20 protein-coding genes are annotated in these 22,444 nt (G+C 65.9%); 10 read left to right on the top strand and 10 right to left on the bottom strand.

What is annotated here, in order from left to right; genetic code table 11:
• Nucleotides 1–29 precede the first annotated feature (29 nt).
• Together CHB96_RS18920 and CHB96_RS18915 are read left to right on the top strand one after the other, a co-directional pair.
• Entirely contained in the window at nucleotides 30–515 is a 486-nt protein-coding gene (locus tag CHB96_RS18920) for a polyadenylate-specific 3'-exoribonuclease AS (protein WP_089249053.1), read from the top strand.
• A gap of 64 nt (nucleotides 516–579) precedes the next feature.
• A complete protein-coding gene (locus CHB96_RS18915; protein WP_089249051.1) occupies nucleotides 580–1,968 on the top strand; it encodes a class II 3-deoxy-7-phosphoheptulonate synthase in 1,389 nt (462 codons plus the stop codon).
• 19 nt (nucleotides 1,969–1,987) lie between these two features.
• On the opposite strand, the gene pknB is transcribed toward CHB96_RS18915, so the two are convergent.
• Nucleotides 1,988–4,003, bottom strand: coding sequence for a Stk1 family PASTA domain-containing Ser/Thr kinase (gene pknB, locus CHB96_RS18910; RefSeq protein WP_089249049.1), 2,016 nt, complete (start codon nucleotides 4,001–4,003; stop codon nucleotides 1,988–1,990).
• 135 nt (nucleotides 4,004–4,138) lie between these two features.
• Between pknB and CHB96_RS18905 the strand changes: the two genes are divergently transcribed.
• Nucleotides 4,139–4,510: an Rv2175c family DNA-binding protein gene (locus tag CHB96_RS18905; protein ID WP_089249047.1), complete on the top strand. Its 372-nt coding sequence runs from the start codon at nucleotides 4,139–4,141 to the stop codon at nucleotides 4,508–4,510.
• On the opposite strand, the gene CHB96_RS18900 is transcribed toward CHB96_RS18905, so the two are convergent.
• The 4 genes from CHB96_RS18900 to CHB96_RS18885 all read right to left on the bottom strand — a co-directional run bounded on the left by CHB96_RS18900 (nucleotide 4,482) and on the right by CHB96_RS18885 (nucleotide 10,021).
• Nucleotides 4,482–5,519: a phytoene/squalene synthase family protein gene (locus CHB96_RS18900; protein WP_089249045.1), complete on the bottom strand. Its 1,038-nt coding sequence runs from the start codon at nucleotides 5,517–5,519 to the stop codon at nucleotides 4,482–4,484. The two genes, CHB96_RS18905 and CHB96_RS18900, sit on opposite strands and share 29 nt — an antisense overlap.
• Nucleotides 5,512–7,116 (bottom strand): alpha-(1->6)-mannopyranosyltransferase A, encoded by a 1,605-nt coding sequence (locus CHB96_RS18895; protein WP_089249043.1) that lies wholly within the window; start codon nucleotides 7,114–7,116, stop codon nucleotides 5,512–5,514. Before CHB96_RS18895 ends, CHB96_RS18900 begins: the two co-directional genes overlap by 8 nt.
• Before the next feature lie 72 nt (nucleotides 7,117–7,188).
• Nucleotides 7,189–8,823, bottom strand: a complete 1,635-nt coding sequence (crtI, locus tag CHB96_RS18890) for a phytoene desaturase family protein (protein WP_089249041.1) — start codon at nucleotides 8,821–8,823, stop codon at nucleotides 7,189–7,191.
• A gap of 16 nt (nucleotides 8,824–8,839) precedes the next feature.
• Nucleotides 8,840–10,021: a polyprenyl synthetase family protein gene (locus tag CHB96_RS18885; protein WP_245865868.1), complete on the bottom strand. Its 1,182-nt coding sequence runs from the start codon at nucleotides 10,019–10,021 to the stop codon at nucleotides 8,840–8,842.
• 111 nt (nucleotides 10,022–10,132) lie between these two features.
• Here CHB96_RS18885 and CHB96_RS18880 point away from each other — a divergent pair, with 111 nt between their 5' ends.
• Entirely contained in the window at nucleotides 10,133–11,059 is a 927-nt protein-coding gene (locus CHB96_RS18880) for a methylenetetrahydrofolate reductase (RefSeq protein WP_176444376.1), read from the top strand.
• Here the strand turns inward: CHB96_RS18880 and CHB96_RS18875 are convergent.
• Genes CHB96_RS18875 through CHB96_RS18855 form a run of 5 tightly spaced genes read right to left on the bottom strand, consistent with a single transcriptional unit; the run spans nucleotide 11,042 to nucleotide 16,040 of the window.
• Complete coding sequence (locus CHB96_RS18875; protein ID WP_089249217.1) at nucleotides 11,042–12,157, bottom strand: glycosyltransferase family 2 protein; 1,116 nt, start codon at nucleotides 12,155–12,157, stop codon at nucleotides 11,042–11,044. The genes CHB96_RS18880 and CHB96_RS18875 overlap by 18 nt on opposite strands.
• A gap of 56 nt (nucleotides 12,158–12,213) precedes the next feature.
• Nucleotides 12,214–12,954 (bottom strand): LppM family (lipo)protein, encoded by a 741-nt coding sequence (locus CHB96_RS18870; protein WP_089249037.1) that lies wholly within the window; start codon nucleotides 12,952–12,954, stop codon nucleotides 12,214–12,216.
• A 35-nt stretch (nucleotides 12,955–12,989) separates the two neighbouring features.
• Nucleotides 12,990–13,811, bottom strand: coding sequence for a carotenoid biosynthesis protein (locus tag CHB96_RS18865; protein WP_089249035.1), 822 nt, complete (start codon nucleotides 13,809–13,811; stop codon nucleotides 12,990–12,992).
• Nucleotides 13,808–15,421: a phytoene desaturase family protein gene (locus CHB96_RS18860; RefSeq protein WP_089249033.1), complete on the bottom strand. Its 1,614-nt coding sequence runs from the start codon at nucleotides 15,419–15,421 to the stop codon at nucleotides 13,808–13,810. The genes CHB96_RS18865 and CHB96_RS18860 overlap by 4 nt, the downstream gene beginning before the upstream one ends.
• 10 nt (nucleotides 15,422–15,431) lie before the next feature.
• On the bottom strand, nucleotides 15,432–16,040 hold the full coding sequence (locus tag CHB96_RS18855; RefSeq protein WP_089249031.1) for a GNAT family N-acetyltransferase: 609 nt from the start codon (nucleotides 16,038–16,040) through the stop codon (nucleotides 15,432–15,434).
• A 204-nt stretch (nucleotides 16,041–16,244) separates the two neighbouring features.
• Here CHB96_RS18855 and CHB96_RS18845 point away from each other — a divergent pair, with 204 nt between their 5' ends.
• The 6 genes from CHB96_RS18845 (at nucleotide 16,245) to CHB96_RS18820 (ending at nucleotide 22,262) form a co-directional block, all read left to right on the top strand.
• Nucleotides 16,245–16,694, top strand: a complete 450-nt coding sequence (locus CHB96_RS18845) for an SAV_6107 family HEPN domain-containing protein (protein WP_089249027.1) — start codon at nucleotides 16,245–16,247, stop codon at nucleotides 16,692–16,694.
• A gap of 231 nt (nucleotides 16,695–16,925) precedes the next feature.
• Nucleotides 16,926–17,366, top strand: a complete 441-nt coding sequence (locus tag CHB96_RS18840; RefSeq protein WP_089249025.1) for an SCO2097 family morphological protein — start codon at nucleotides 16,926–16,928, stop codon at nucleotides 17,364–17,366.
• A gap of 528 nt (nucleotides 17,367–17,894) precedes the next feature.
• On the top strand, nucleotides 17,895–18,326 hold the full coding sequence (mraZ, locus tag CHB96_RS18835) for a division/cell wall cluster transcriptional repressor MraZ (RefSeq protein ID WP_089249023.1): 432 nt from the start codon (nucleotides 17,895–17,897) through the stop codon (nucleotides 18,324–18,326).
• Between the two features lie 305 nt (nucleotides 18,327–18,631).
• Entirely contained in the window at nucleotides 18,632–19,591 is a 960-nt protein-coding gene (rsmH, locus tag CHB96_RS18830; RefSeq protein ID WP_245865891.1) for a 16S rRNA (cytosine(1402)-N(4))-methyltransferase RsmH, read from the top strand.
• Complete coding sequence (ftsL, locus tag CHB96_RS18825; protein ID WP_245865865.1) at nucleotides 19,588–20,307, top strand: cell division protein FtsL; 720 nt, start codon at nucleotides 19,588–19,590, stop codon at nucleotides 20,305–20,307. The genes rsmH and ftsL overlap by 4 nt, the downstream gene beginning before the upstream one ends.
• A 35-nt stretch (nucleotides 20,308–20,342) precedes the next feature.
• Nucleotides 20,343–22,262: a peptidoglycan D,D-transpeptidase FtsI family protein gene (locus tag CHB96_RS18820; RefSeq protein WP_176444365.1), complete on the top strand. Its 1,920-nt coding sequence runs from the start codon at nucleotides 20,343–20,345 to the stop codon at nucleotides 22,260–22,262.
• Nucleotides 22,263–22,444 lie beyond the last annotated feature (182 nt).

Below are 22,444 nucleotides of genomic sequence, written 5' to 3'. Positions count from 1 at the left end.
GAAGCCGGGTCGGGGCTACTGTGTCCTCCGTGCGCTACTTCTACGACACCGAGTTCATCGAAGATGGTCGCACAATCGACCTCGTCTCGATCGGGGTCGTGTCCGAGGACGGTCGTGAATTCTATGCGGTGTCGTCGGAGTTCGATCCCGAGCGAGCCGGCAAATGGGTCCGGCGCAACGTGCTGCCCAAGCTGCCACCGTACTCGTCGCCGTTGTGGATGAGCCGAGCGCGAATCCGAGACGAGCTGCTCGACTTCCTCGTCCCGACCGCCTTCGCCGACGTGGAGCTGTGGGCGTGGGTTGCCGCGTACGACCATGTCGCGCTGTGTCAGTTGTGGGGTGACATGACCGAATTGCCGAGGTCGCTGCCTCGGTTCACTCGCGAACTGCGGCAGCTGTGGGAGGACCGCGGCAGCCCGTATCTGCCCCCGGTGCCGGACGACGCGCACGACGCGCTCACCGACGCACGACACAATCTCGCGAAATATCAGGCGATTCAAGCCGCATCGCTCTGACACCGCGTCGCCCTGGCGGGGGAGCCGGTTTCGGCACTGCACGGTGAACGAATATCCTGGGCACGTGAACTGGACTGTCGACGTACCCATCGACCGCTTGCCCGAGCTCCCGCCGCTGTCGCCGTCCCTTCGGTCGCAGCTCGACGACGCGCTCGCGAAGCCAGCGGCCCAGCAGCCCTCGTGGGACGCAACGCAAGCCGCCGACATGCGCAAAGTGCTCGAAAGCGTGCCTCCGATCACGGTTGCGAGCGAAGTGGAATCGCTGTCGGATCAACTCGCCGCGGTGGCCCGCGGGGAGGCGTTCCTGCTGCAGGGAGGCGACTGCGCGGAGACGTTCGTCGACAACACCGAACCGCACATCAAGGGCAACATCAGGACACTGCTGCAGATGGCGGTCGTGCTGACCTACGGCGCCAGCATGCCGGTGGTGAAGGTCGGCCGCATCGCTGGGCAGTACGCCAAGCCACGGTCGTCGGACACCGACGCTCTCGGTCTGAAGTCCTACCGAGGCGACATGGTCAACTCGCTGGTCGCCGACGAGGCGGTCCGTCGGCACGACCCGTCACGCCTGGTCCGGGCATACGCGAACGCCAGCGCTGCGATGAACCTCGTTCGGGCGCTCACCGGTGCAGGGATGGCCGATCTGCACAAGGTGCACGACTGGAACCGCGAATTCGTCCAGAGCTCACCCGCCGGTGCGCGCTACGAGGCGCTGGCAGGTGAGATCGATCGTGGACTGCGATTCATGGACGCCTGTGGTGTCACGGACCCGAACCTCGAGACCGCGCAGATCTTCGCCAGCCACGAAGCGCTGGTACTGGACTACGAGCGGGCGATGCTGCGGCTCGACAACGCCGATGCCGACAACCCCAAGCTGTACGACCTGTCCGCACACTTCCTGTGGATCGGTGACCGGACCAGGCAGCTCGATGGCGCCCACATCGCGTTCGCCGAACTGATCTCCAACCCCATCGGATTGAAGATCGGCCCGACGACGACGCCCGAGATGGCGCTCGAGTACGTCGAACGCCTCGACCCGACCAACAAGCCCGGTCGCCTGACGTTGATCTCGCGTATGGGCAACGGCAAGGTCCGCGATCTGCTTCCCGCGATCGTCGAGAAGGTCCAGGCATCCGGGCACCAGGTCATCTGGCAGTGCGACCCGATGCACGGCAACACCCACGAGGCGTCCACCGGTTACAAGACGCGTCACTTCGACCGCATCGTCGACGAGGTGCAGGGCTTCTTCGAGGTCCATCGCGGACTCGGCACCCACCCGGGTGGCATCCATGTGGAACTGACCGGCGACAACGTCACCGAGTGCCTCGGTGGTGCGCAGGACATCTCGGATCTCGACCTGTCGGGTCGTTACGAGACGGCCTGCGATCCACGTCTGAACACCCAGCAGTCGCTCGAACTGGCGTTCCTCGTCGCCGAGATGCTGCGAGGCTGACAGCCGCAGGGCCGGGAACTCAGGGGAGCGACACCACGGACACCGACGAGCCCGGGGCCACTCTGGTTCCCGGGCTCGGGTTCTGTGAGATGACGAGGGATCCGTCGGTGTCGACGACCTGGCGGACCTTGAAGTCCAACTCCAGCCCCTGCACGGTCTGACGGGCGGACCCGACCGACCTGCCCAGAAGCGACGGCACGGTGATCGCGTTGGACACCGTCAGCCGCACCGAACTCCCCGCTGTCACCGACGAGCCGATCTTGGGGTTCGTCTCGATGACGTTGCCGCCGTCGACTCGTTTGTCGAAGTCGACGTCGGTGCCGGATACCGTGATTCCCACCGTCGCCAACGCCGCGACGGCATCGGACTCGGTCATGTTCTCGACGTCGGGGACATCGACCGGCGGTGCGCCCTTCGACCGCAGGATCTTGACGGTGTCGCCGACCGAGAGCACGGTGCCGGGCGGCGGATCCAGCGCGGCGACGCCACCCACCGGTGCTGTCGTGCTGAACGCCTCGCCGCCGTCGGCCGGTTGGAACGTGCGGTCGCGGAGCAGTTGCTGCATGTCGCCGATCGCGACGTTCGGATCGATGTCGGGAACGGTGGGCGCACCGAGGGACACGAGCAGAGACACGGTGTCGCCCTTGGGGATTCGCGACCCTGTCGTCGGATCGGTCCCGATCAAGGCGTCGACCGGCACGGTGTCGGAGTACGTTCCGCGAGTGTCGACGGTCAAGCCCGCGGACTCGAGTTCCGACGTCGCGGACGCTGCGTCCAATCCCTCGACGAGGGGAACAGATGTGTAGCGGCCCGAGCCCATCCACCACCCGCCCACGCCGACGAGCACCGCGAGCAACGCCACGACGGTCAACCAGACGATGATCGCCCGACGCGACCGCTGCCGGTCGGCGTCGAAATCCGGGAACTGATATTGCCGTCGTCCGGGCGGCGGCGGGGGAGCGTCGTTGCCGTCCCAATCGCCGCGGGACGTCGGTGCTGTCTGCACACGCGTGTGCTGGACACCGGCGTCGGGCTGAGCGGCGTGGACTTCCGTCGGCGGGACAGCGACGACCTCGGTCGCCGGTGACCGGGTTGCATCGTCGCGGTGGCCTGCGAACGTCGTCGGTGCACCGAGTGCTGCTGCGCTGCGGTGCTCGGCGGACTTTCGCGGTGCCGGAACGCGGTAGGGCGGAAGCTCCAGAAGCGCGCACACCGAACGCAACGCGCGGGCCATCTCGTCGGCGTTCTGGAAGCGGCCGGCCGGGTCACGGACGGTGGCGCGTCGAACCAGGTCGTCGAATTCCTGGGGGACGCCTGCGATCGCGTCGCTGGGACGTGGGACGTCGTTGTCGATGCGTTGATACGCGATCGACAGCGAGGTGTCCCCGGTGAACGGCGTTCGTCCGGTCAGCAGTTCGTAGAGCACGACTCCGACGCCGTAGACGTCGCTGCCCGCGTTCGCCGAGCCCACGGTCACCTGCTCGGGGGACAGGTAGGCGGCGGTGCCGAGAATCACACTGCTCGACGTCGCATTGGACGCCGCGACCGCTCGGACGAGACCGAAATCGGCGATCTTCACGTCACCGGCGTCGGAGATGAGAATGTTCTCCGGCTTGATGTCGCGATGTACCAGGCCGGCTCGGTGGGCGGTGGCCAAGGCGTCGAGAACGGGCCGAAGCACGGCCGCGGCCGCGTGAGGGGGCATCGGACCCCGCTCGCGGAGAAGCTCGCGCAGCGTGCCGCCCTCCACCAGTTCCATGACGAGAAATGCGTACTCGCCGTCGCGACCGTGGTCGTAGACGGCGACGAGACCGGGGTTGTTCAGTCGGGCGACGGCCCTGGCCTCGAACTCGAACCGCGCCACGAAGCTGGGGTCGTCGGCGAACTTGGGGTCCATGATCTTCACGGCGACAGGCCGGTCCAGCCGCGTGTCCAGGCCGCGGTAGACCGTCGACATGCCGCCGCGAGCGATCGGCGCGTCGATCCGATAGCGCCGATCGAGCAACGAACCCGCCGACGCGGACCCTACGGACATCACTCCGCGAACACCTCCATAGAAAGTCGCTACACCGGCGATGGTAACCAGCGCAGGTATCACCTCAGTCTCGACAGACCGGCGACCGTGCCCTGGCTTTTCGCTTCCCGGTACGAACCGGTTAACGTTACCGGAGTGAGCACAATCCCCTACGCCGACGACGTTCTCGACCCATCCGAGTCCCTGCTGCAGCTGACGGACGTCAGCAAAGTCCTCGGAGTTCCCATCTCACGCGTCGAGCAGATGCTCCGTGATCGTCATCTTCTCGCAGTCAAGCGACGCCGTGTTCCCGGCGTTCCCGAGGTGTTCCTCGCGTCCGACGGCCGAGGCGTCGTCAAGGGTCTGCCCGGTCTGCTCGCCGTCCTGCACGACGGTGGTTATCGTGACGAGGAAATTCTCCGCTGGTTGTTCGAGGCAGACGACAGTCTGCCGGGACGACCCATCGACGCCATGCACGGTGACCTCATGCGAGAGGTGATCAGGCGCGCTCAGGCGATGGCCTTCTGATCCTGCTGCGAGCGCTCGTCCAACCGACGGAGGCGAGACCGGGCGCGGCGACGGACAGTCGCCGCAGCCGGGGGACACGGGCGCGCTGCTGCAGTACGCGGTAGCCGCCCTGCTCGACCTCGCGAAGTATGTCCCCGTACAACGTCAGAGCAGTACGCATTCCCGGCCTCACGGCCGGATCCAACATCTCGATACCGGGTGCGGCGGTCCGGTACACCGCACGGGTGTGCGCGATGAGATGAGCAAGAGCGCGTTCGAGTCTCGGCTCTCTGCGGCCGGTCGCGCGGCAGTCGCGCAGCATGGCTTCGTCGACGCCGAATGCCGCGAGCTCGTCGGTCGGGAGATAGATCCGATCTCGGTCGAGATCTTCTCCCATGTCGCGGATGAAGTTGGTCAATTGGAACGCCTCACCGAGCGCCGCGGCAGGAGCTTCCGCTACGCGACGGTCCACCGACGTCCCCAGAATCGGCAGCATCTCGAGCCCGATGACGGCCGCAGAGCCGTACATGTATTCCGACAGCTGCTCCATCGTGCGATACCGCGACCGGAACATCGGCGTGCCTGGAATGTCCATGCGCATGGAGTGGAAGAACGCGTAGAAGTACTCGTGCGGGATCGAGTAGCGCACGGTGGTGTCCACCAACGCGGCCAGCACACGATCGGACTTTCGTGGGCCGAGGCTGCGGCCGTTCAGGGCTGCACGCACGTGATGCTCGAGTACGTCGACCTTCTGCCCTGCCTCACGATCGACAGGTGAATCGCTGTCGTTGACGGTGAAGTCGGCGTCCTCGGGTAGCTCCGGCAGCTCGACGTCGGCAGAGTCGACATCCACGTCGACGATGTCATCGACCATGCGGGCGAATCCGTAGAGCGCGTGGACCGCGGCCCGCTTGTCCGCGGGCAACAACCGGGTAGCGAGAAAATAGGTCTTTCCGTGCTCGGCGTTCAGTTCCCGGCAGATCGCATACGCGTCGTGCAGTGTGGGGTCGATGCCGTCGAGCTCACCCATGGCCGGCGGGAGTGGTCTCGACGGCTGTGGACGGGGTCGCGCGCAGTCGCAACGGGTCGACTCGGGTCAGCGACAGCGCCGCGACGACGGCGGCGAACGTCGCGAGTGCCACGTGCGCCCATGTGTACAGGCCGATCGAGCCGTCGGGCCGGAACACCAACATCAGCCACGTCGACAGCCCGACGAGGATCATCAACGTCCGGGTGGACAGCGCGAATCCGGCGGCGATCGCGAGCGGCCACGAGTAGTACCACGGCAACGCCGCGGGGGAGAGCACGACGACCGCGACCATCGCGATGACGATGCCCTTCACGGCGTCGGCCTCGGTACGGCGGAACTTCCACCACGTCGCAAGTACGACGACGACCAACACGATTCCGCACAGCATGCGGGTGACCTCGAGGACCGGGGCCAGACGGACGTCCAGGAACCACGAGGTGCTGACGGTGACCAGGTGCGCGAGGATCGTCGGGAGCGAGAGCCAGTTGATGATCTTGGCCGAGCCCGACAATGCTGTGAGCCACCCGATCCCGACGCCCGCGACGGCGGACATCACCGCGAACACCGCGGCGAAGACTCCGAAACCTATACCTGCGGCTTTCGCGAAGGCAGCGATGGGTGACAGGGGCTTACGGTTCTCGTCGATCGCCTTCTGCTTCTCGTGGATCATCCAGATCCAGACCATGAACGGCAGTGCCAGACCCGCCGTCGCCTTGATCGCGACACCGATCGCGACGAGCGCGATGCCTGCGACGTGGCGACGTTCGAGCACCAGCACTATGCCTGCCGCCATGAGACCGACCATCAGCAGTTCGTTGTGCACGCCGCCGATCAGATGGATGAGCACGAGTGGATTGAGAACGGCCAGCCACAGCGCGATCGTCGGGGTGCCACCGAGGTGCTCGGCGAGACGCGGAACAGCCCACATCATCAGCGCGAGACCCGGCAGCATCGCGATACGGAAGAACATGGTGCCTGCGATGACGTTGTCACCGGTCACAGCAGTGATCGCTTGCCCGATCAGCAGGTGCAGCGGACCGTAGGGCGCGGTCGTGGTGGTCCATACGTTGCTGACGTTGTCGAGCAGGACTCCCGGGTTGGCCACAGGGCCGACGGCGTACGGGTCGAAGCCGTCTCGGAGCAGCGCACCCTGCGCGAGGTACGAGAACGCGTCGCGACTGAACATGGGGACGGCCAGCAACATCGGGGCGGTCCATGCCGGTACGACCCACCGAAGTTCACCGAGGGTCGTGCGCCCGGCCAGGGTTGCTCGGCCCAGGCGCACCCAGGCGACGATCATCAGCAGCACGCCGACCCAGACGATGATGCTGGACAGGACGAGACCGTGCCCGAAGCGAAGCCACGACAGATGCATCGCCTCGAGTAGCGGGTCGCGTCGGCGAACACTGCCGGCGCCGAAGCCACCGAACGTGATCATGACTCCACCGACGAGACCGAGAAGAGCGGCATGGCCCTCGGGACTGCGCAGGAATGCCGACAGGCGTCGAACACGGGAGGACGATGCGGCTCTCGGCGGTGTGGAATCCTTCGAATCCGAGGCACCCGAGGTGGCGGCATTCGACGAAATCGACGACATTGCCGGGTCATTCTCCTCTCGGGTGGCAGTGGAAAGTCCGAAGGAAGTGCGTTCTTCCGTCCGGACCGCGAATCAGTTTAGTGCGTCGCGTTCTCGTCCGAAGAACCGCGACGTCGTGGCACGTGCATTGCTCTGTGACCCGGTGACTCGTTCGGCGGCCAGTCTGCCCGAAACGAGGACCGTGGGCACGCCGACACCCGGTGTGGTTCCCGACCCGGCGAGAACAACGTTGTCGACGCCTCGTACCAGGTTCTCACGCCGGAACGGTCCGGTCTGCCTGAACACGTGAGAGGAGGAGAACGGGCTGCCGTGCAGCATGCCCTTGGCCTGCCACGTCTTCGGTGTGTCGAGGTGGTCGACGGTCATCTCCGACGCCAACGCGTCGTAGCCGCGGCTCTCGAGGACCCCCTGGATCTCGCGCATGTACGGCACGCCGAGGCGCTCCCAGTCCAACGGGGCACTGTCGAGGTTGGGACACGGCGCGAGGATGGAGATCGGCTCGGACGTCTCGCCGTGGCGTTCGACGAGAAGTGACGGATCGGTGACGGCGGGTCGGGTGACGAGCAGCGACGGGTCGGCCATGAGCTGCCCACGGCCGCGCCGGGCGGTGATCCTGGCGAACGTGCGCGCCCACTCGTCTCCGAAGTCGATGGTGTGGTGGGCTCGTGCGGGCCATGTATCGGTGACTCGGGTAGGGACGGTGCCGTGGAACACGACGGCCGACGGAGAGACGAACGAATAGCCGCGACGTCGACCACGCGAGGTGACCCCGGCCCTGTCCAACAGTCGATCGACGACGGGAAGATCGGGCGTCAGCACGACGGCGTCGCACGCGAATCGGCGGCCGTCCTCCGTGTCGACCGCGGTGACGCGTCCGTGTGCGATCTGCAAGCCGGACACGTCCGCTTCGGTGACCAGCGTGCCGCCGTTGCGCACGAACGCGTCCGACATCGACTCCGCGATGGTCGACATGCCCCCTTCGGGGAAGTACACGCCCATCGACGTATCCATGTGCGCGATCGCGCCGTAGACGGCCAGGGCCTTCGACGGGGCCATGCCCGCGTACAGCGCCTGGAACGTGAAGACGCGACGTAGACGCTCGTCCTTCAGGAACGACCCGACGCGAGGGCCGAGTCGGCCGAATCCACCCAGTGCTGCCAACGTCGCGGTGTCGCGCAGAGCGGGACGGGTCGACACGAGGTCGAGCGGTGAATCGAAATTCGAGTCGATGTAGCGATCGAACTCGGCGTCGAAAATCGAAGCGAGCCATCGTCGAAGGCCACGATATCCCTCGGCTTCTCGTGCACCACATACTCTTTCGACCTCGGTCGCCATGCGTTCGGGATCCGAGAAGACGTCGATGTGGCTGCCGTCCGCATACCGCGTGTGGTAGCTCGGCGACAACGCCTCCAGGCGCAGCGGCGGCGTCGTGCTGTGCAGTGTCTCGCCGACGGCAGCGAGCGCCGACTCGATCAGTTCGGGCATCGTCAACACGCTCGCGCCGTTGTCTATGTCGTACAACGGCTGCCCGTCGTCGCCGAACACGGGGTACGTGCCGACGCGACCGCCGACGGTCTTCTCGCGCTCCAGAACCGTGACGGTCCGGCCGGCTCCGGTCAGATGCAGGGCAGCCGACAGACCGGCCAACCCGGACCCGACGACGACGACCGAATCGGTCGGGCCTGGTATCGATCGTGTTCTCGGCATGAGGGCCCGGCTCCGATCAGTATGTCCGCTGTGTGGCGGCGACAGCCATGTCCCGCAGACGGGACGCGGCGGTCGACTCGACGTCGCTCGACGCGAGTGTCGCCAGTGCTCGTTCGGTGAGTTCGGTGATGCGTCGTTCGACGTCGTCCACGGCGCCCAGGTCGGTCAGCGCGGTACGGATCGTGTGAACCTGTTCCTCGTCGAGGTCCTCGGAACCCAGCGTCGTGCGAAGCAGTTGCGCGAGGTCTGGTCGACTCTGGTCCGCCCGCTGCATTCCGACGGCCATCAGAACGGTGCGCTTGCCTTCGCGGATGTCGTCGCCCGACGGCTTGCCCGTGACCGCCGGGTCGCCGAACACACCGAGGAGGTCGTCGCGAAGCTGGAAGGCGACACCGATGTCCGTGCCGAACGATCGGTAGCTCTCCACCAGACCGTCCGGCGCGCCTGCCATGACGGCTCCGAGCTGCAGCGGTCTTTCGACGGTGTATGCGGCCGTCTTGTAGCGATTGACGCGCATCGCGGCCTCGACCGATTCGTCGCGTCCCGCTTCGCCTTCGATGTCGAGGAGTTGTCCGCCGAGCACCTCGGTGCGCATCGCCGACCACACCGGCGAGATGCCTGCCGACACGGGTGCGTCGAGGCCTGCGTCGCGCATCATGTCGTCCGCCCAGCACAGAGCGAGGTCGCCGAGGAGAATCGCGGCGGATTCACCGAAACGCGATGCCGAACCCGACCAGGCCTGTGCGCGATGCCGTTCCGCGAATCCGACGTGGACGGTGGGGAAGCCCCGACGGGTGACGGACGCGTCGATGATGTCGTCGTGGATCAGCGCGCACGCCTGGATCAGCTCCAACGACGCGCACGCGCGCAGGACTGCAGGTGCATCCGGGCCGCGGCGATCTCCGCCCGCACCGAGCCATGCGGTCCACGCGAACGCGGGGCGCACTCGTTTTCCGCCGCGAAGGACGAATGCGACGAGGTCGTCGACGGCGTCCGCGTAGCCGCCGCCGAGTGCACCCACCAGAGCCCGCTTGGATGCGAAGAAGTCGGTCAGAGCCGCTTCGACGAGATCGACGATTCCGACGGACTCGTCGTACACGGCGGTGTCGAGTCCACTCGACGTGCGAGTGGCGGGCGAGGTCAGGTCACCGGACAGGGGATCCTCCATACGAGCGGACGGGCGGTGCAGCTTCGCCAAGAGTAGTGGGTGGATCGGACAGACGAGGCTGCCGTGACGGTGTGGCCCGGCCGAAACTATGATGGGTCGGTGACATCCGATGCCGTCAGGGGGCGGTCCAGTGACGGGTGGGTGACTCGAACCCCGTCGATAGTCGATCGCCTGCGGACGACGGCCGATTCCAGGATCCCGTTCTCGGTCGAGTTCTCGCCGCCGCGTGACCAGGCAGCCGAGGCCCGGCTGTGGCGCGCCGTGCGAGAGTTCGAGCAGATGCAGCCCGCGTTCGTGTCGATGACGTACGGCGCCGGAGGATCCACTCGGGACCGGACGGTTCGTGTGACCGGCCAGATCGCCGAGGAGACCACACTGCTGCCGGTGGCGCACCTGACGGCGGTGTCGCACAGCATTTCCGAACTCAGGTCGATGGTCGGTGCCTACGCGGACCGCGGTATCTCGAACATTCTGGTGCTCCGAGGAGACCCACCCGGCGATCCTCTCGGTGACTGGGAGAAGCACCCGGACGGCGTCGAGTACGCCGAGGAGCTGGTGTGCCTCGTGCGGGAGCTCGGTGACTTCCACGTCGGAGTCGCGTCGTTCCCCGAGGGCCACTACCGTGCCCTCGACCTGGAGCAGGACACCCGCGTACTGGTGAACAAGCTGCGCGCAGGCGCTGAGTACTCGATCACACAGATGTTCTTCGACGTCGACGACTATTTGCGTCTGCGCGACCGCGTCGTCCAGTTCGATCCCGAGCAGGGCGCCAAGCCGATCATTCCCGAGATCATGCCGATCACGTCGCTCCGGTCCGTACGACGCGCACTGTCGTTGTCGGGATCCGCGCTGCCTCGCCATATCGACGATCGTTTCGTGAAGGCGGCGGGAACCGGGACGGACGAGGATCGCGCTGCTGTGCGCGAGGTCGGTATCGAACTCGCGACGTCGATCGGGGAGCGGCTCATCGCCGAAGGCGCTCCCGCGCTGCATTTCATCACGCTGAACTTCGCGCGGGCGACCCGCGAGGTGCTCACGAACCTGGGACTGTCACCGGCTCGCGTCTGAGTCCGCTGCGACGAGCGGCCGACGCTTCCACGTGAGCTCGCCACGCGCGTGTCTGCGATGCGAGACGACGCAGAGCCCGAGGTAGGTGACGACCGACAGTGGATTGGTCGACGCGACGGCCAGGTCGGCACCGAGGTGTGATCGGCGGAAGCCGCGTTCCGATTGTGCCGCAACGGTTCTCGCCACGACTGCTGCGCCGTACCCCACCACGCCTGCACGACGCGTCGGCCCGCTGCCGAGTACCGCGGCGACCGGCGGAACCACGTATGTCAGCGTCATGAGGGCAGCGACCGCCGCCGTGCCGATCGGCCCGCCGAACGCGGACCACAGCCATCGGGTGTACCCGTTGCTCACGGCGCTCCAGCCGTCGTACATCCGGCACGAAACGAATCCGGCCCCGGACGCCACCGCTGTTCGGTGACCGCGCCTGCGGAGTGCGCGCGCGATGTCGAGATCCTCGGTCGCGCTCGAAGCGACGGCTGCATGGCCACCGATGTCGAGGTACGCCGACGCGTCGAACACCATCATCTGGCCGCAGGCCACGACCGTCGACGGTCGACTCGACCGATCGGCGACACGCACGGGGAGCGTCGACATCCACGAGAAGCTCAATAGCGGTTGCACGAGACGTTCGGCGACGCTGCCCGTCCGTTGCTCCGGCCACGGGCACACCAGCGCTGCATCGAGAGCCCGACGAGCGGCCACGGCAGCGGCGAGTGCGGTGTCCGCGAGCCTGACGTCCGCGTCGACGAACACCAGGATGTCGGGATCGTATGTGAACGCCTGCTGGGCGAGAGTCCTGCAGGCAGCTGCCTTGCCGGTCCACCCGTCCTCGGGTGGGCCGGTTGTCGAGGTGACCTGGACTCGCTCGTCACCTGCGGCCGCAGCGCGGGCAACCGCGGCGGTGTCGTCCGACGACCCGTCGTCGAGAATCAGGACCGTCAACTGTCCGTCGTAACGCTGAGCGCACAGGTCGGCGACGAGCGACGGCAGATGCTTCTCCTCGTCGCGCGCGGGAACGCAGACGACGACCGAATCGGTGACGGGTCCGACGGGCGTGCGCAGCCGAGTCATCGTGGCCGCATTGACGACGGACATCACCGCGGATGCCGCAGCCAGCGTCGCGCCTGCCGAGACGACGCGACGGGCAGAGATCACGACTTGGGCGTGTTGTCGGGTCCTGTGCCGGCCGTCGCATCCGCCTTGGCGCCGGTGCGTCCGATGGGAGGATTGCGCGTCACCCACGCCATCGCACCGACGATCGCCGCGACGCCGACGGTCACACCTCCGACGATGCCCGCCCACCCTGCGAAACTGCGTGTGTTGGGATCGGGGTAGTTCACCTCGGCACGCATCGTCGTGACCTCACCCGCGGGCAACTTCCACGTGATGATGTTGTCGCCGTCGCGCGTTCCGTTGGTGGTGCCGATACGCGCAGGGAACGCGATCGTGAACTGCACGTCCGATCCCTGCACAGGCACCGTCTGGAGATCTGCCTTGCCGTCGAGCGTCACCTGGTCGCCCGAACGATGCAGCGCCAGCTGAAAGCTTCCGGTTGCCTGATCGTTCATCGCCCCGAGGGTCTGGACGTCACCGAAGGAGAGATCGGAGAACCGTGCCGACGTGCCGACGTAGCCGTCCTGCTTGTACTCCTCGATGCGGATCTTGTTCTCGAGCGTGGACGGTGACGTCAGCGTCGGACCGGTATCGGTCTCCGACGTCGGGATGGTCGCTGCGACGATCTGGCCCGACACTCGGTCGTCCGCGGACACACCCATCGACACCTGCACGCGGAGGCACCCGGTCAGCAGCGGCGCGACGAACAGCGCCAGCGCGAGCGCCGACAGAAGCCGGCGGCGATTGCGGGATTTGCCTTCACGGGTTGTCGACTGCACAGCGACATCGTGCCAGACGCGGCCCGGGCGAGGCGTCAGGGAGCTACCACTGTGGCGCGTCTCGTCTCGCGCAGCCATGTCACGACGAACGGAACGCCGACGATGCTCATCGCGCAGAACCCGTAGACGGCCGAGAATCGGAGCTCGTCACCGTCGAGAAAGACGGAGTGCGCCAGGGCCGAACCGAGCCATGTCCAGAGGAACAGCACCAGCGGGGCCGCGTCGGACATGGGGGAGGTGACCGGACGACGCCCCGCGACGCGATCACCGACGAGGTCGACGACGACCGCCATGACCAGCGCCGTGACGAACCAGCCGAGATAGTTCGACACCGGGATCGAGGGGATCCCGGGAAGCCCGGCGATGTCCGACGTCCATGTCCACTGGCCGTCGGTGACCATCTGGGTGTCGAGGTACAGATCCCACCCGACCATGCCGAGTGCCGTCGCGACGATGCGGTGACGCCTCTGCCGCCCCGGCGAAAGGCTCGATCGTTCGAGGACGTATGTGACGGCGCAGCGAATGGGATAGAAGCCGGCTGTCCAGGCGAGCGGAACGACGGCGGGGACGCCGAGGATGTCCGGGCCCAGCCTGTCGGTCGCGTAGAAGTAGCTCCCGAACGGGAACCCCGTCGCGGTGCCGACGATCTCGGCGAGAATTCCGATGCCTGCCGTGGTCACGAACAGGACGGACGCCCAGGCGACACCTCGAGTGACCGCAGCATGGGTGAGTACTGCGGCGGCCAGAAAGCCCACGACCGCGACGGTCACCACGTCCCGCGCAGTTCCCGAGACCAGCGGATAGGTGATCTGAGCCGACAAGGCAGCTGCCACCAGAACCCAGACGAGCCGCTTCATCGGACTTTGTCACTTATCCATCGACGGAGTCTTCCCGCGCGTGCGTCCGCGAGGGCGATCCGGGCCGCACTGCGTCCGCTGGCTGCGGACACTCCGCCGCCGGGATGCGTCGACGCTCCGGTCAGATAGAGGCCGTCGGCGCCAGGAACACGATGGGAGGACAGCTGGGGGATCGGGCGCCACATCATCATCTGGTCCAGAGACATCTCGACGTGCATGATGTTGCCGCCGATCATGCCCAGCTCACGCTCGATGTCCGTCGGCGATTGAACGTGGCGCGCGAGTATCGACTCGGCGAAACCCGGCGCGTAGGAGGCGATCTCGGCGACGATGCGGTCGCCTTCCCTCTCGGCCACGTCGTCGGGGTCGATGCGGCCCGAGTCCCGACGCCACGTCCTCCCACCCGACAGAGTGTGCGGATGCCACTGCGACCACAGCGACACCTGGTGCTGACCAGGGGGAGCGACACTCGGGTCGAGCGCCGTGAACGACATCCCGAGAACCACGGGTCTCGGGGGTAGCTCGCCTGCGGACGCAGATCCGTGGGCCAGGCGCAGCTGCGCACGATCTCGAACCAACAGCTGCAACCCTCCGGTGGCGTCCGACGGGTTCTCGGCGCTCTCGTATCGCGGCAGTGCGTCGGTCGCCAGGCGTACGGCCATCCCGATGCCGGGCCCGACCCGGATCGCGCGTCGCCACGCATCGACGGGAGCTCGATCGTGCCCGCCAGCGACGAGGAGATCGAGCGTCGTCAGTACGTGGCAACCCGCGACGACCATGCGGCTCCGAACGGTCCGTCCCGACGCGGTCGTCGTGATCCATCCGTCGTTTCGACGGGACAGGGAGACGACGGCGTCGCCGAGGGCGACCGAGCCTCCGGTCGACTGAAGCTTCGAGACGAGAGCCTCGGTCAGAGCTCCACTTCCACCGACCGCGCGTCCGGGCGGAAGCGTGTGCATCAGCGCTGCGAATCCGACCATCGGCGCAGTGCCCGGTTCCGACATCGGTGGTCCCGACTGCGCCCCGAACCAGGCCAGCGCTGCCTTGAGTCGTTCGCTGTCGAATGTCTGGTCCAGAAGCGCATCGCCGGTGGTCAGGAATTCCCTGGACAGGGCGCTGCCGCCGTCCGGGGCACCGAGCCCCCAGAACGACCGGAGGAGTTTGGGTCCCGTCGGAGGTGAGGAGAACGCACGCATCGTGCGAACACTGCGCGGACCCCACGTGCCGACGAAGCGGCGATACGCCGCCGCGTCGGCATGCCCGCAGGCACGGGCGATGGAATCGCAGGTGAGGTCGAGGTCTCGATGGAACACCAGTGCCGGCTCGTCCGTGCCTGGCGCGCCGGGCGCGAAGGCCCACGGGTCGCAGTCGACGTACCGCAGTCCGTGGTCGGCAAGTCCCAGTTCCTCGATGACGCCGGTGTGACGGACCATGATGTGCGCCGACGAGCCGCGATCCACCCGATGACCGGGGAAGCGTTCGGCCGACGACACGCCGCCTCCGGCGATCGTGTCGCGCTCGAGAACTTCGACGGACAAATCGGACTCGGACAGGTAACAGGCAGCGGTCAGGGCGTTGTGCCCCGAACCGACAACGACGACGTCGATCACGACTTACACGCTACGGGCCCGCCGGTGGACCCATCGGCAGCGAGCGCCCGAGTACGGCGAACGGACGGCGATCACCGGCAAACGTGAAATCGCGAAGAACGTCCTGGAATCCGAGCCGCCGGTACAACCGCCATGCTCGATTGTTCTCGTGCGCGATTTCGGGAGTGGACAGCAGAACGGTCCGTTCCTCCCGGCCCTCGAGAAGTCTTCGGGTGAGGGCCGCGCCGAGTCCGTGTCCCTGAGCGGTCGGTTTGACGTGCAGTTCGGTGAGCTCGAAGTAGTCCGACAGCACGGCGTCGACGTAGTCGGCGCTGGACCCGGACCTGCGCAGTCCGTCACGAACCTGCTGGTGCCACCACTGATGGCGTGCTCCGCGGTAGCCGTAGGCGATCGCGACCATCGGCGCGTCCGGTGTGGGAAGCACGGCCGCGACGCCGCGCCAACCCGGACGCTGCACGTGTTCGATCCACATCGGCGACCGGTGGTATTCCGTTCCTCGCGGATACCCCATGGCCTCGACGTAGATCGACAACGCCTCGGGCATGCGTCGACGGATCTCCTGGGGCGAGAGGTCCACCAGGTAGGGGGTCGTTTCCGCGTCGGTGTCGACTGTTCTCAACCTTTCCTTGACTACTTGTCGGTGGGCACAGCTATATTGAATATGTCGAACGGGTGTTCGATGCCGGTGATCCGGCGGTCGGCGATTCGGCGATGGGCTCGAGGGAAGCGAGACTCGCCGGGTTCCGACCTTAGAGCTTTCATCATGGTCCGGGCGTGTCGGAATGTGATCACGAACGGCGTATCGAACAGGAGGTGTTCGAGTATGGCCACACAAGTTCTCCGTGCCGATGTACGTCCGCCGGTGTCGCCGCGAGCCAGGGTGCTGCTCGGGAGAGCGGATGCGTTCCTGTCTCGGTCGATCGGCGCTGCGGACGCTACCGAGCGATTTCTCGACTGCTATACGGCTGCACTGCGAGGTGCCGCTGCGATCCTCGAAGTGAGCCCGGTGTCGCCCTCGCGCGCTCGGTCCCGCAGTGCCTGGGTTCTGCTGAGCAAGGCAGCGCCCGAGCTCGATGCGTGGTCGGACTACTTCTCCGGCTACTCGTCCACGCGAGCCGCGGTCCAGGCCGGACTCTCGCGATCGATCGACGAGTCGGAGGCCGATGCGTTCTACGCCGAGGTAGGCAAATTCCTCCACGTCGTCGAGGACTACATCGGCGCCGATTCTCGTCTGGATCGATCGGACGGAATGCGTCGCTCGATGACGGCCTGACACGAGGGTGACGTCGTGGTCATGTGGTGCGCGGCACGACAAAACGGACTTCGCTCCTATGTTCGCGTGCCCTGTGCAGGGGTTCTTCGAAGAATTTCAGGAACTCGTAGAGCGAGTAGGTGGTAAGCAGTCGATTCTGCTCGTATCATTGACTCCAGGTAGCCGCCAAGGTCAGCTTCCCGTCGTTTCGCACCCGAAATGACTATCAATTTCTGTGCAGGGGGAGGTACCGTGCCACTCTCCGAGCACGAGCAGCGCATGCTCGACCAGATCGAGAGCGCTCTCTACGCCGAGGATCCCAAGTTCGCGTCTCACGTCCGCAGTGGACGCATGCGTACGGCATCGAGCAAACGTCGCTTCCAGGCGGCAGCTTTGTTCGTGCTGGGGCTTGTTCTACTGATTGCCGGGGTTGCTCTGCCGTTCAAGCCCGGTGGATTCCCAGTGATCAGTCTCGTCGGCTTCGTCTTCATGTTCGGTGCGGGCGTCTTGTTCATTCTCGGCGGATCCCGCAAGGGTGCACCCGCAGCGCAGGGCGACGCGTCAGGTGACAGTGGGTCCGGGCAGTCCTCGGGACCACGTAATGCGAGTCAGAAGCCCAAGTCCGGCCGAAAAGGCGGGGGCTTCACCTCTCGTATGGAAGATCGCTTCCGACGGCGGTTCGAACAAGATTAAGAACTGGATGCTCGCGATCACGCTTCTGGTGCGGTCGCGAGTTTCGCTGTTCGAGAGCTGACTACACAACAGAAGATCTTCATCGGACACCGGAGCGGTGCCTCGCATCAGTGAGGCACCGCTCCGGTGTCTTTCGTCTGTCGTGCCGATTCCGACGGTCGCATTCGGGGGTCCGCGATGGGTGCGTGCATCGCCCAAGGGCTCGCACGGAAGCCGAGAATCCCCACTTTCCTCCACCGGCAGGGGTTCTTCCACTGAAATCCCCACTTCTCCCCACGATGTCGACGCAGAGTGACAACGTCACCCTGGTTCTACTGTCTGAGCTGCGGATATACGGAATCAAGGCAGGTGGGCTGTGAAGGTGCTGGACTGCTGACCATGTGCGCTGCCGATTTTCCCCCACCTTCCTCCACGTGCTTTACCAGGCGATTTGTGCGCCGTCACAGAAATTTCCTCGTCTGTGGGGTTGAAGGTGGGTGAAAGTGGGGTAATGTGGTGGCAGCGGAGAGCCCGGGCGGGAGGTGTCGAGTGTTTCTCGGTACCTACACGCCCAAGCTCGACGACAAGGGGCGGCTGACGCTGCCGGCGAAGTTTCGCGAAGCACTCTCGGGAGGTGTGATGGTGAGCAAAGGGCAGGATCACAGCCTCGCTGTCTACACCCACGAAGAGTTCGCCGAGCGTGTTCGTCGGCTCACCGAAGCGTCGCGGTCCAATCCCGTGGCTCGGTCCTACATCCGTCAGTTGGGTGCAGGCACCGATGAACAACAACTCGACGGTCAAGGGCGGATCACGCTCAGTGCCGAGCACCGTCGTTACGCAAACCTCGACCGAAACGTCGTCGTGAACGGATCGATCGAGTTCATCGAGATCTGGAACGACGAGGCTTGGGCTCGGTACTCCACCGAGAGCGAGCAAAGCTTCTCCGACGCGTTCGACGAATCCCTCGGAGGGATCTTGTAACCCCTTCGGTCAATGCCGAGTGCCGCGAGGCCTCTGCCCGATCAGAACCCTGACGTACTTCCCCGACGCCAGGTTTCGCAGATCAGGACCCTGACGTTCTTCCCCAACGCCAGGTTCCCTATCGGACAGGGACCTCGAGGCATTCAGCCCATCAACGATCGACCAGCTCGTCGAGCACGTGGCGAGCACAAGCAAGACCGGGAGGAATCATTGTGGAAGGCGAGAACACATCGCCCGACCCGGATAGCGCTCCCGAACCGTCCGGAGCTCCGACCGACTCGAACGATTCGTCGACACCGAAGCACATTCCGGTTCGACTGGGCAGGGCCGACGAGCTGCTCGGCCCCGCGCTGACCGCGGCGGGTGAGCACGGGGGAGGCGTCATGATCGACGCGACCCTCGGACTGGGCGGGCATTCGGAACATTTTCTGCGTACCTATCCCTCCATGCGGCTGATCGGCCTGGACCGTGATCCGAATGCCCTTCGGCTGGCAAGCGAACGTCTCGCCGAGTTCTCCTCGCGAACCACGTTCGTGCACACCACGTACGACGGCATCGCGATGGCGCTCGACGAGGCAGGCCTGGACGAACGCGAGACGGTGCACGCCATCCTGTTCGACCTCGGGGTGTCGTCGATGCAGCTCGACGAGGCAGACCGCGGATTCGCCTACTCGGTCGACGCGCCGCTGGACATGCGGATGAATCCGACCGTCGGTATCACCGCGGCGGACGTGCTCAACACGTACAGCCACGGTGAGATCGCCCGCGTACTCAGTACGTACGGAGAGGAGAGGTTCGCGGGACGTATCGCGTCGGCCATCGTCCGCCGCCGGGAGACAACGCCGTTCACGACGAGCGGTCCGCTCGTCGAATTGCTGTACGAATCCATTCCGGCGGCAACCCGTCGTACGGGTGGCCATCCCGCGAAGCGAACTTTCCAAGCTCTCCGTGTCGAGGTGAACGGAGAGCTCGATTCGTTGGAGAAGGCGGTTCCCGCCGGCCTCGACGCTCTCGCTGTGGGCGGCCGGGTGGTGTTCATGTCGTACCAGTCTCTCGAGGATCGGGTCGTCAAGAAGCACATCACGCCCCGCACCAAATCGCGGTCGCCGGAAGGATTGCCGGTCGAATTGCCCAACATGGGACCGGAATTCAAGCTTCTGACCCGTGGTGCGGAGCGCGCGCCGGACGAAGAAATCGAAGACAACCCGCGTTCGGCGCCCGTGCGCCTGCGTGCAGCCGAGCGAATTGCGAGGAGAGCGGAATGACCATCGCCGCGGGTTCCGCAGGGACCAGGCGCACCCGTCGCAGTCGGAACGCCGAGGACGGCGCGCCGCGTTCGGGTGCAGCGCTGCGCGCGTACGAGCGGCGTCAGCAACGGGCCTCGACACATGGCGGTACCGCCCCGACGACGAGTCACGGGGCAGCGCGAGTCTCGCTGTCCGGTGCGTCGATCGCGGCTCGAATCCCGTTCGTGGCGTTGATCATCGGACTTCTCACGCTCGGTCTCGGACTCACGTTGCTGCTCACGACTCGCTCGGCGGGGGACTCCTACGATCTCAGCGACGCGAAGGCATACAACGAGCGTCTCGTTCAGGAACGGGCGTCGCTGCAGCGCGACGTCGAACTTGCCGATTCGGCACCCGAGCTCGCTCGAAAGGCTGCCGAGCAGGGCATGATTCCCGCCGCGAACGCTGCACGAATCGTCGTGGCACCCGACGGGTCGGTGTCCATCATCGGCACCCCGGCGCCGGCCGACGGGAAACCGGTCGCACCGCTCGATCCGGTGCGGGCACAGGAGAATTCGCAGCTGAACTCCGACCCGACCTCGACCACCCAGGCGACCCCGAGGGCCGCGTCGTCGGCTCCGTCGGCAGCGTCCGCCACGCCGAATGCCTCCAATAACGCCTTGTCCGAGGCTTCGGGTGAACAATTGGTTCCCATGAGTACCCCGTCGGCGAGTCCAACGGGTAGTCGGCAGTGACGAGGCCGACCACCGGATCTCAGAGGCGAAAGCCTGTGCCGCGCACTGCATCCCATGGTGCACGCCCGCGCGATGGCGCACGCGGTGGCCGTCCTGCTCCACGAACTGCGGGGTCGCCACGCCCGCCTCGCAGGCCCGGCTCGGGACGATTCGACGCGTCGTCGTTCGGTTTTCGTCACGGTCTCGGCAGATGGTTGATGTTCGGTGTACTCGCCGTCGTCGCACTGCAACTCGTGTGGATCATGGGCATCAACGGCCCCCGCCTGTCCGCCGAGGCCGCATCGCAGCGAACCACGACGCTCGTCGACCCTGCGATGCGCGGTTCGATCACCGATCGCAACGGTAAGCCGATCGCATTCACGATGGAGGCGAAGGCGCTCACGTTCCAGCCCGTCCGTGTTCGCAAGGAACTGGACGACGCTCGCGCCAAGGATCCCACGAAGCCTGCGACGGACGACCGGCTCGAAGAGATCGCTGCGGGGCTTCACGATGCGTTGGGCGATGTCGCGAACGAGAAGGACATCCTTACGAAGCTGAAGAGCGACGACACCTTCACGTACCTGGTGCGCGGCGTCGACGCGACGATCGCAACCAAGATCAACGAGGAGTTCGAGGAAGTCGGACTCGAGCGCCAGGACATCCGCGAGTACCCCGGCGGATCGCTTGCCGCGAACATCATCGGCGCCACCGGATGGGACGGGCACGGGCTTCTCGGGCTCGAGGACGCACTCGACTCCACGCTCGCCGGAACGGACGGGTCGGAGACGTACGACCGCGGTTCCGACGGTGCCGTCATTCCCGGAAGTTGGCGAGACAAGCAGACCGCGGTGAACGGATCCGATATCGAACTGACCCTCGATTCCGATCTCCAGTACTACGTGCAGCAGCAGGTGCAGCTGGCGAAGGATCTGTCGGGCGCGAAGAACGCGTCGGCGTTCGTGCAGGACGCGCACACCGGCGAGGTGCTCGCGATGTCCAACGACAACACCTTCAACCCGGGGATCGGCGTCGGCAACAACGACAGGAACAAGGAGATGGGCAATCTTGCCGTCTCCACTCCGTTCGAACCCGGGTCGGTCAACAAGATCATCACTGCTGCGGCGGCGATCGAATACGGCCTCACTACTCCCGACGAGGTTCTTCAGGTGCCAGGGAACATCTTCATGTCCGGGGTGTCGGTGAAGGACGCGTGGGATCACGGCGTCGTGCCGTACACGTCGACCGGTGTGTTCGGTAAGTCGTCGAACGTGGGCACTCTGATGCTCGCGCAGCGAGTCGGCGAAGATCGCTTCGCGGACATGCTGTCCCGATTCGGGCTCGGCCAGCGCACGGGCGTCGGCCTTCCTGGGGAGAGCGCGGGCAATGTGCCGAGCCGTGACCAATGGTCGGGAGGCACGTTCGCGAATCTGCCCATCGGACAGGGTCTGTCGATGACGTTGATGCAGATGACCGCGATGTACCAGGCGATCGCCAACGACGGCATGCGAATCCCGCCGCGCATCGTCAAGTCGACGGTCGGGCCCGACGGCACGCGAACCGAGACCGAGCAGCCCGACGGCGTGTACGTCGTCAGCCCCGAGACCGCTGCGACGGTCCGCGACATGTTCCGATCCGTCACGCAGGACGACACTGGAAATCAGCGCGGCACAGGCGTCGCGGCAGGTGTCGACGGCTACCAGATCAGTGGTAAGACCGGCACCGCTCAGCAGGTGGACCCCGAGTGCAAGTGCTATTCCAACTCGAACTACTGGATCACGTTCGCGGGTATCGCACCCGCCGACGATCCTCGGTACGTGATCGGAATCATGCTCGATGCCCCGACCCGGAGCGCCGACGGCTCGGGCGGCCAATCGGCTGCTCCGCTGTTCCACAACATCGCCAGCTGGATGTTGCAGCGAGACAGCGTTCCGCTGTCGGCCGACCCTGGGCGCAGGTTGGTGCTGCAGGCCGACTAGACAGCCGATCCGAATGCCCGATCGTGCTGCGGCGTACGTGGCAACGGTGACGAATGTGCTGGTCGGGTCACGATCGGGCATCAACGACGCGTCCCGTGTCACCCTGCCATCCGACTCGCCGGTAACCTGACTCGTCGGCCTCGTCCGCGGCGACGGACGATGCCTCGTTCGACCGTATCCAA

Origin of the sequence: Rhodococcoides kyotonense (genome assembly GCF_900188125.1) — a bacterium.
Lineage (GTDB): Bacteria > Actinomycetota > Actinomycetes > Mycobacteriales > Mycobacteriaceae > Rhodococcoides > Rhodococcoides kyotonense.
The sequence above is the reverse complement of the archived record's forward strand: the minus strand, read 5'-3'. Positions and strand labels throughout refer to the sequence as shown.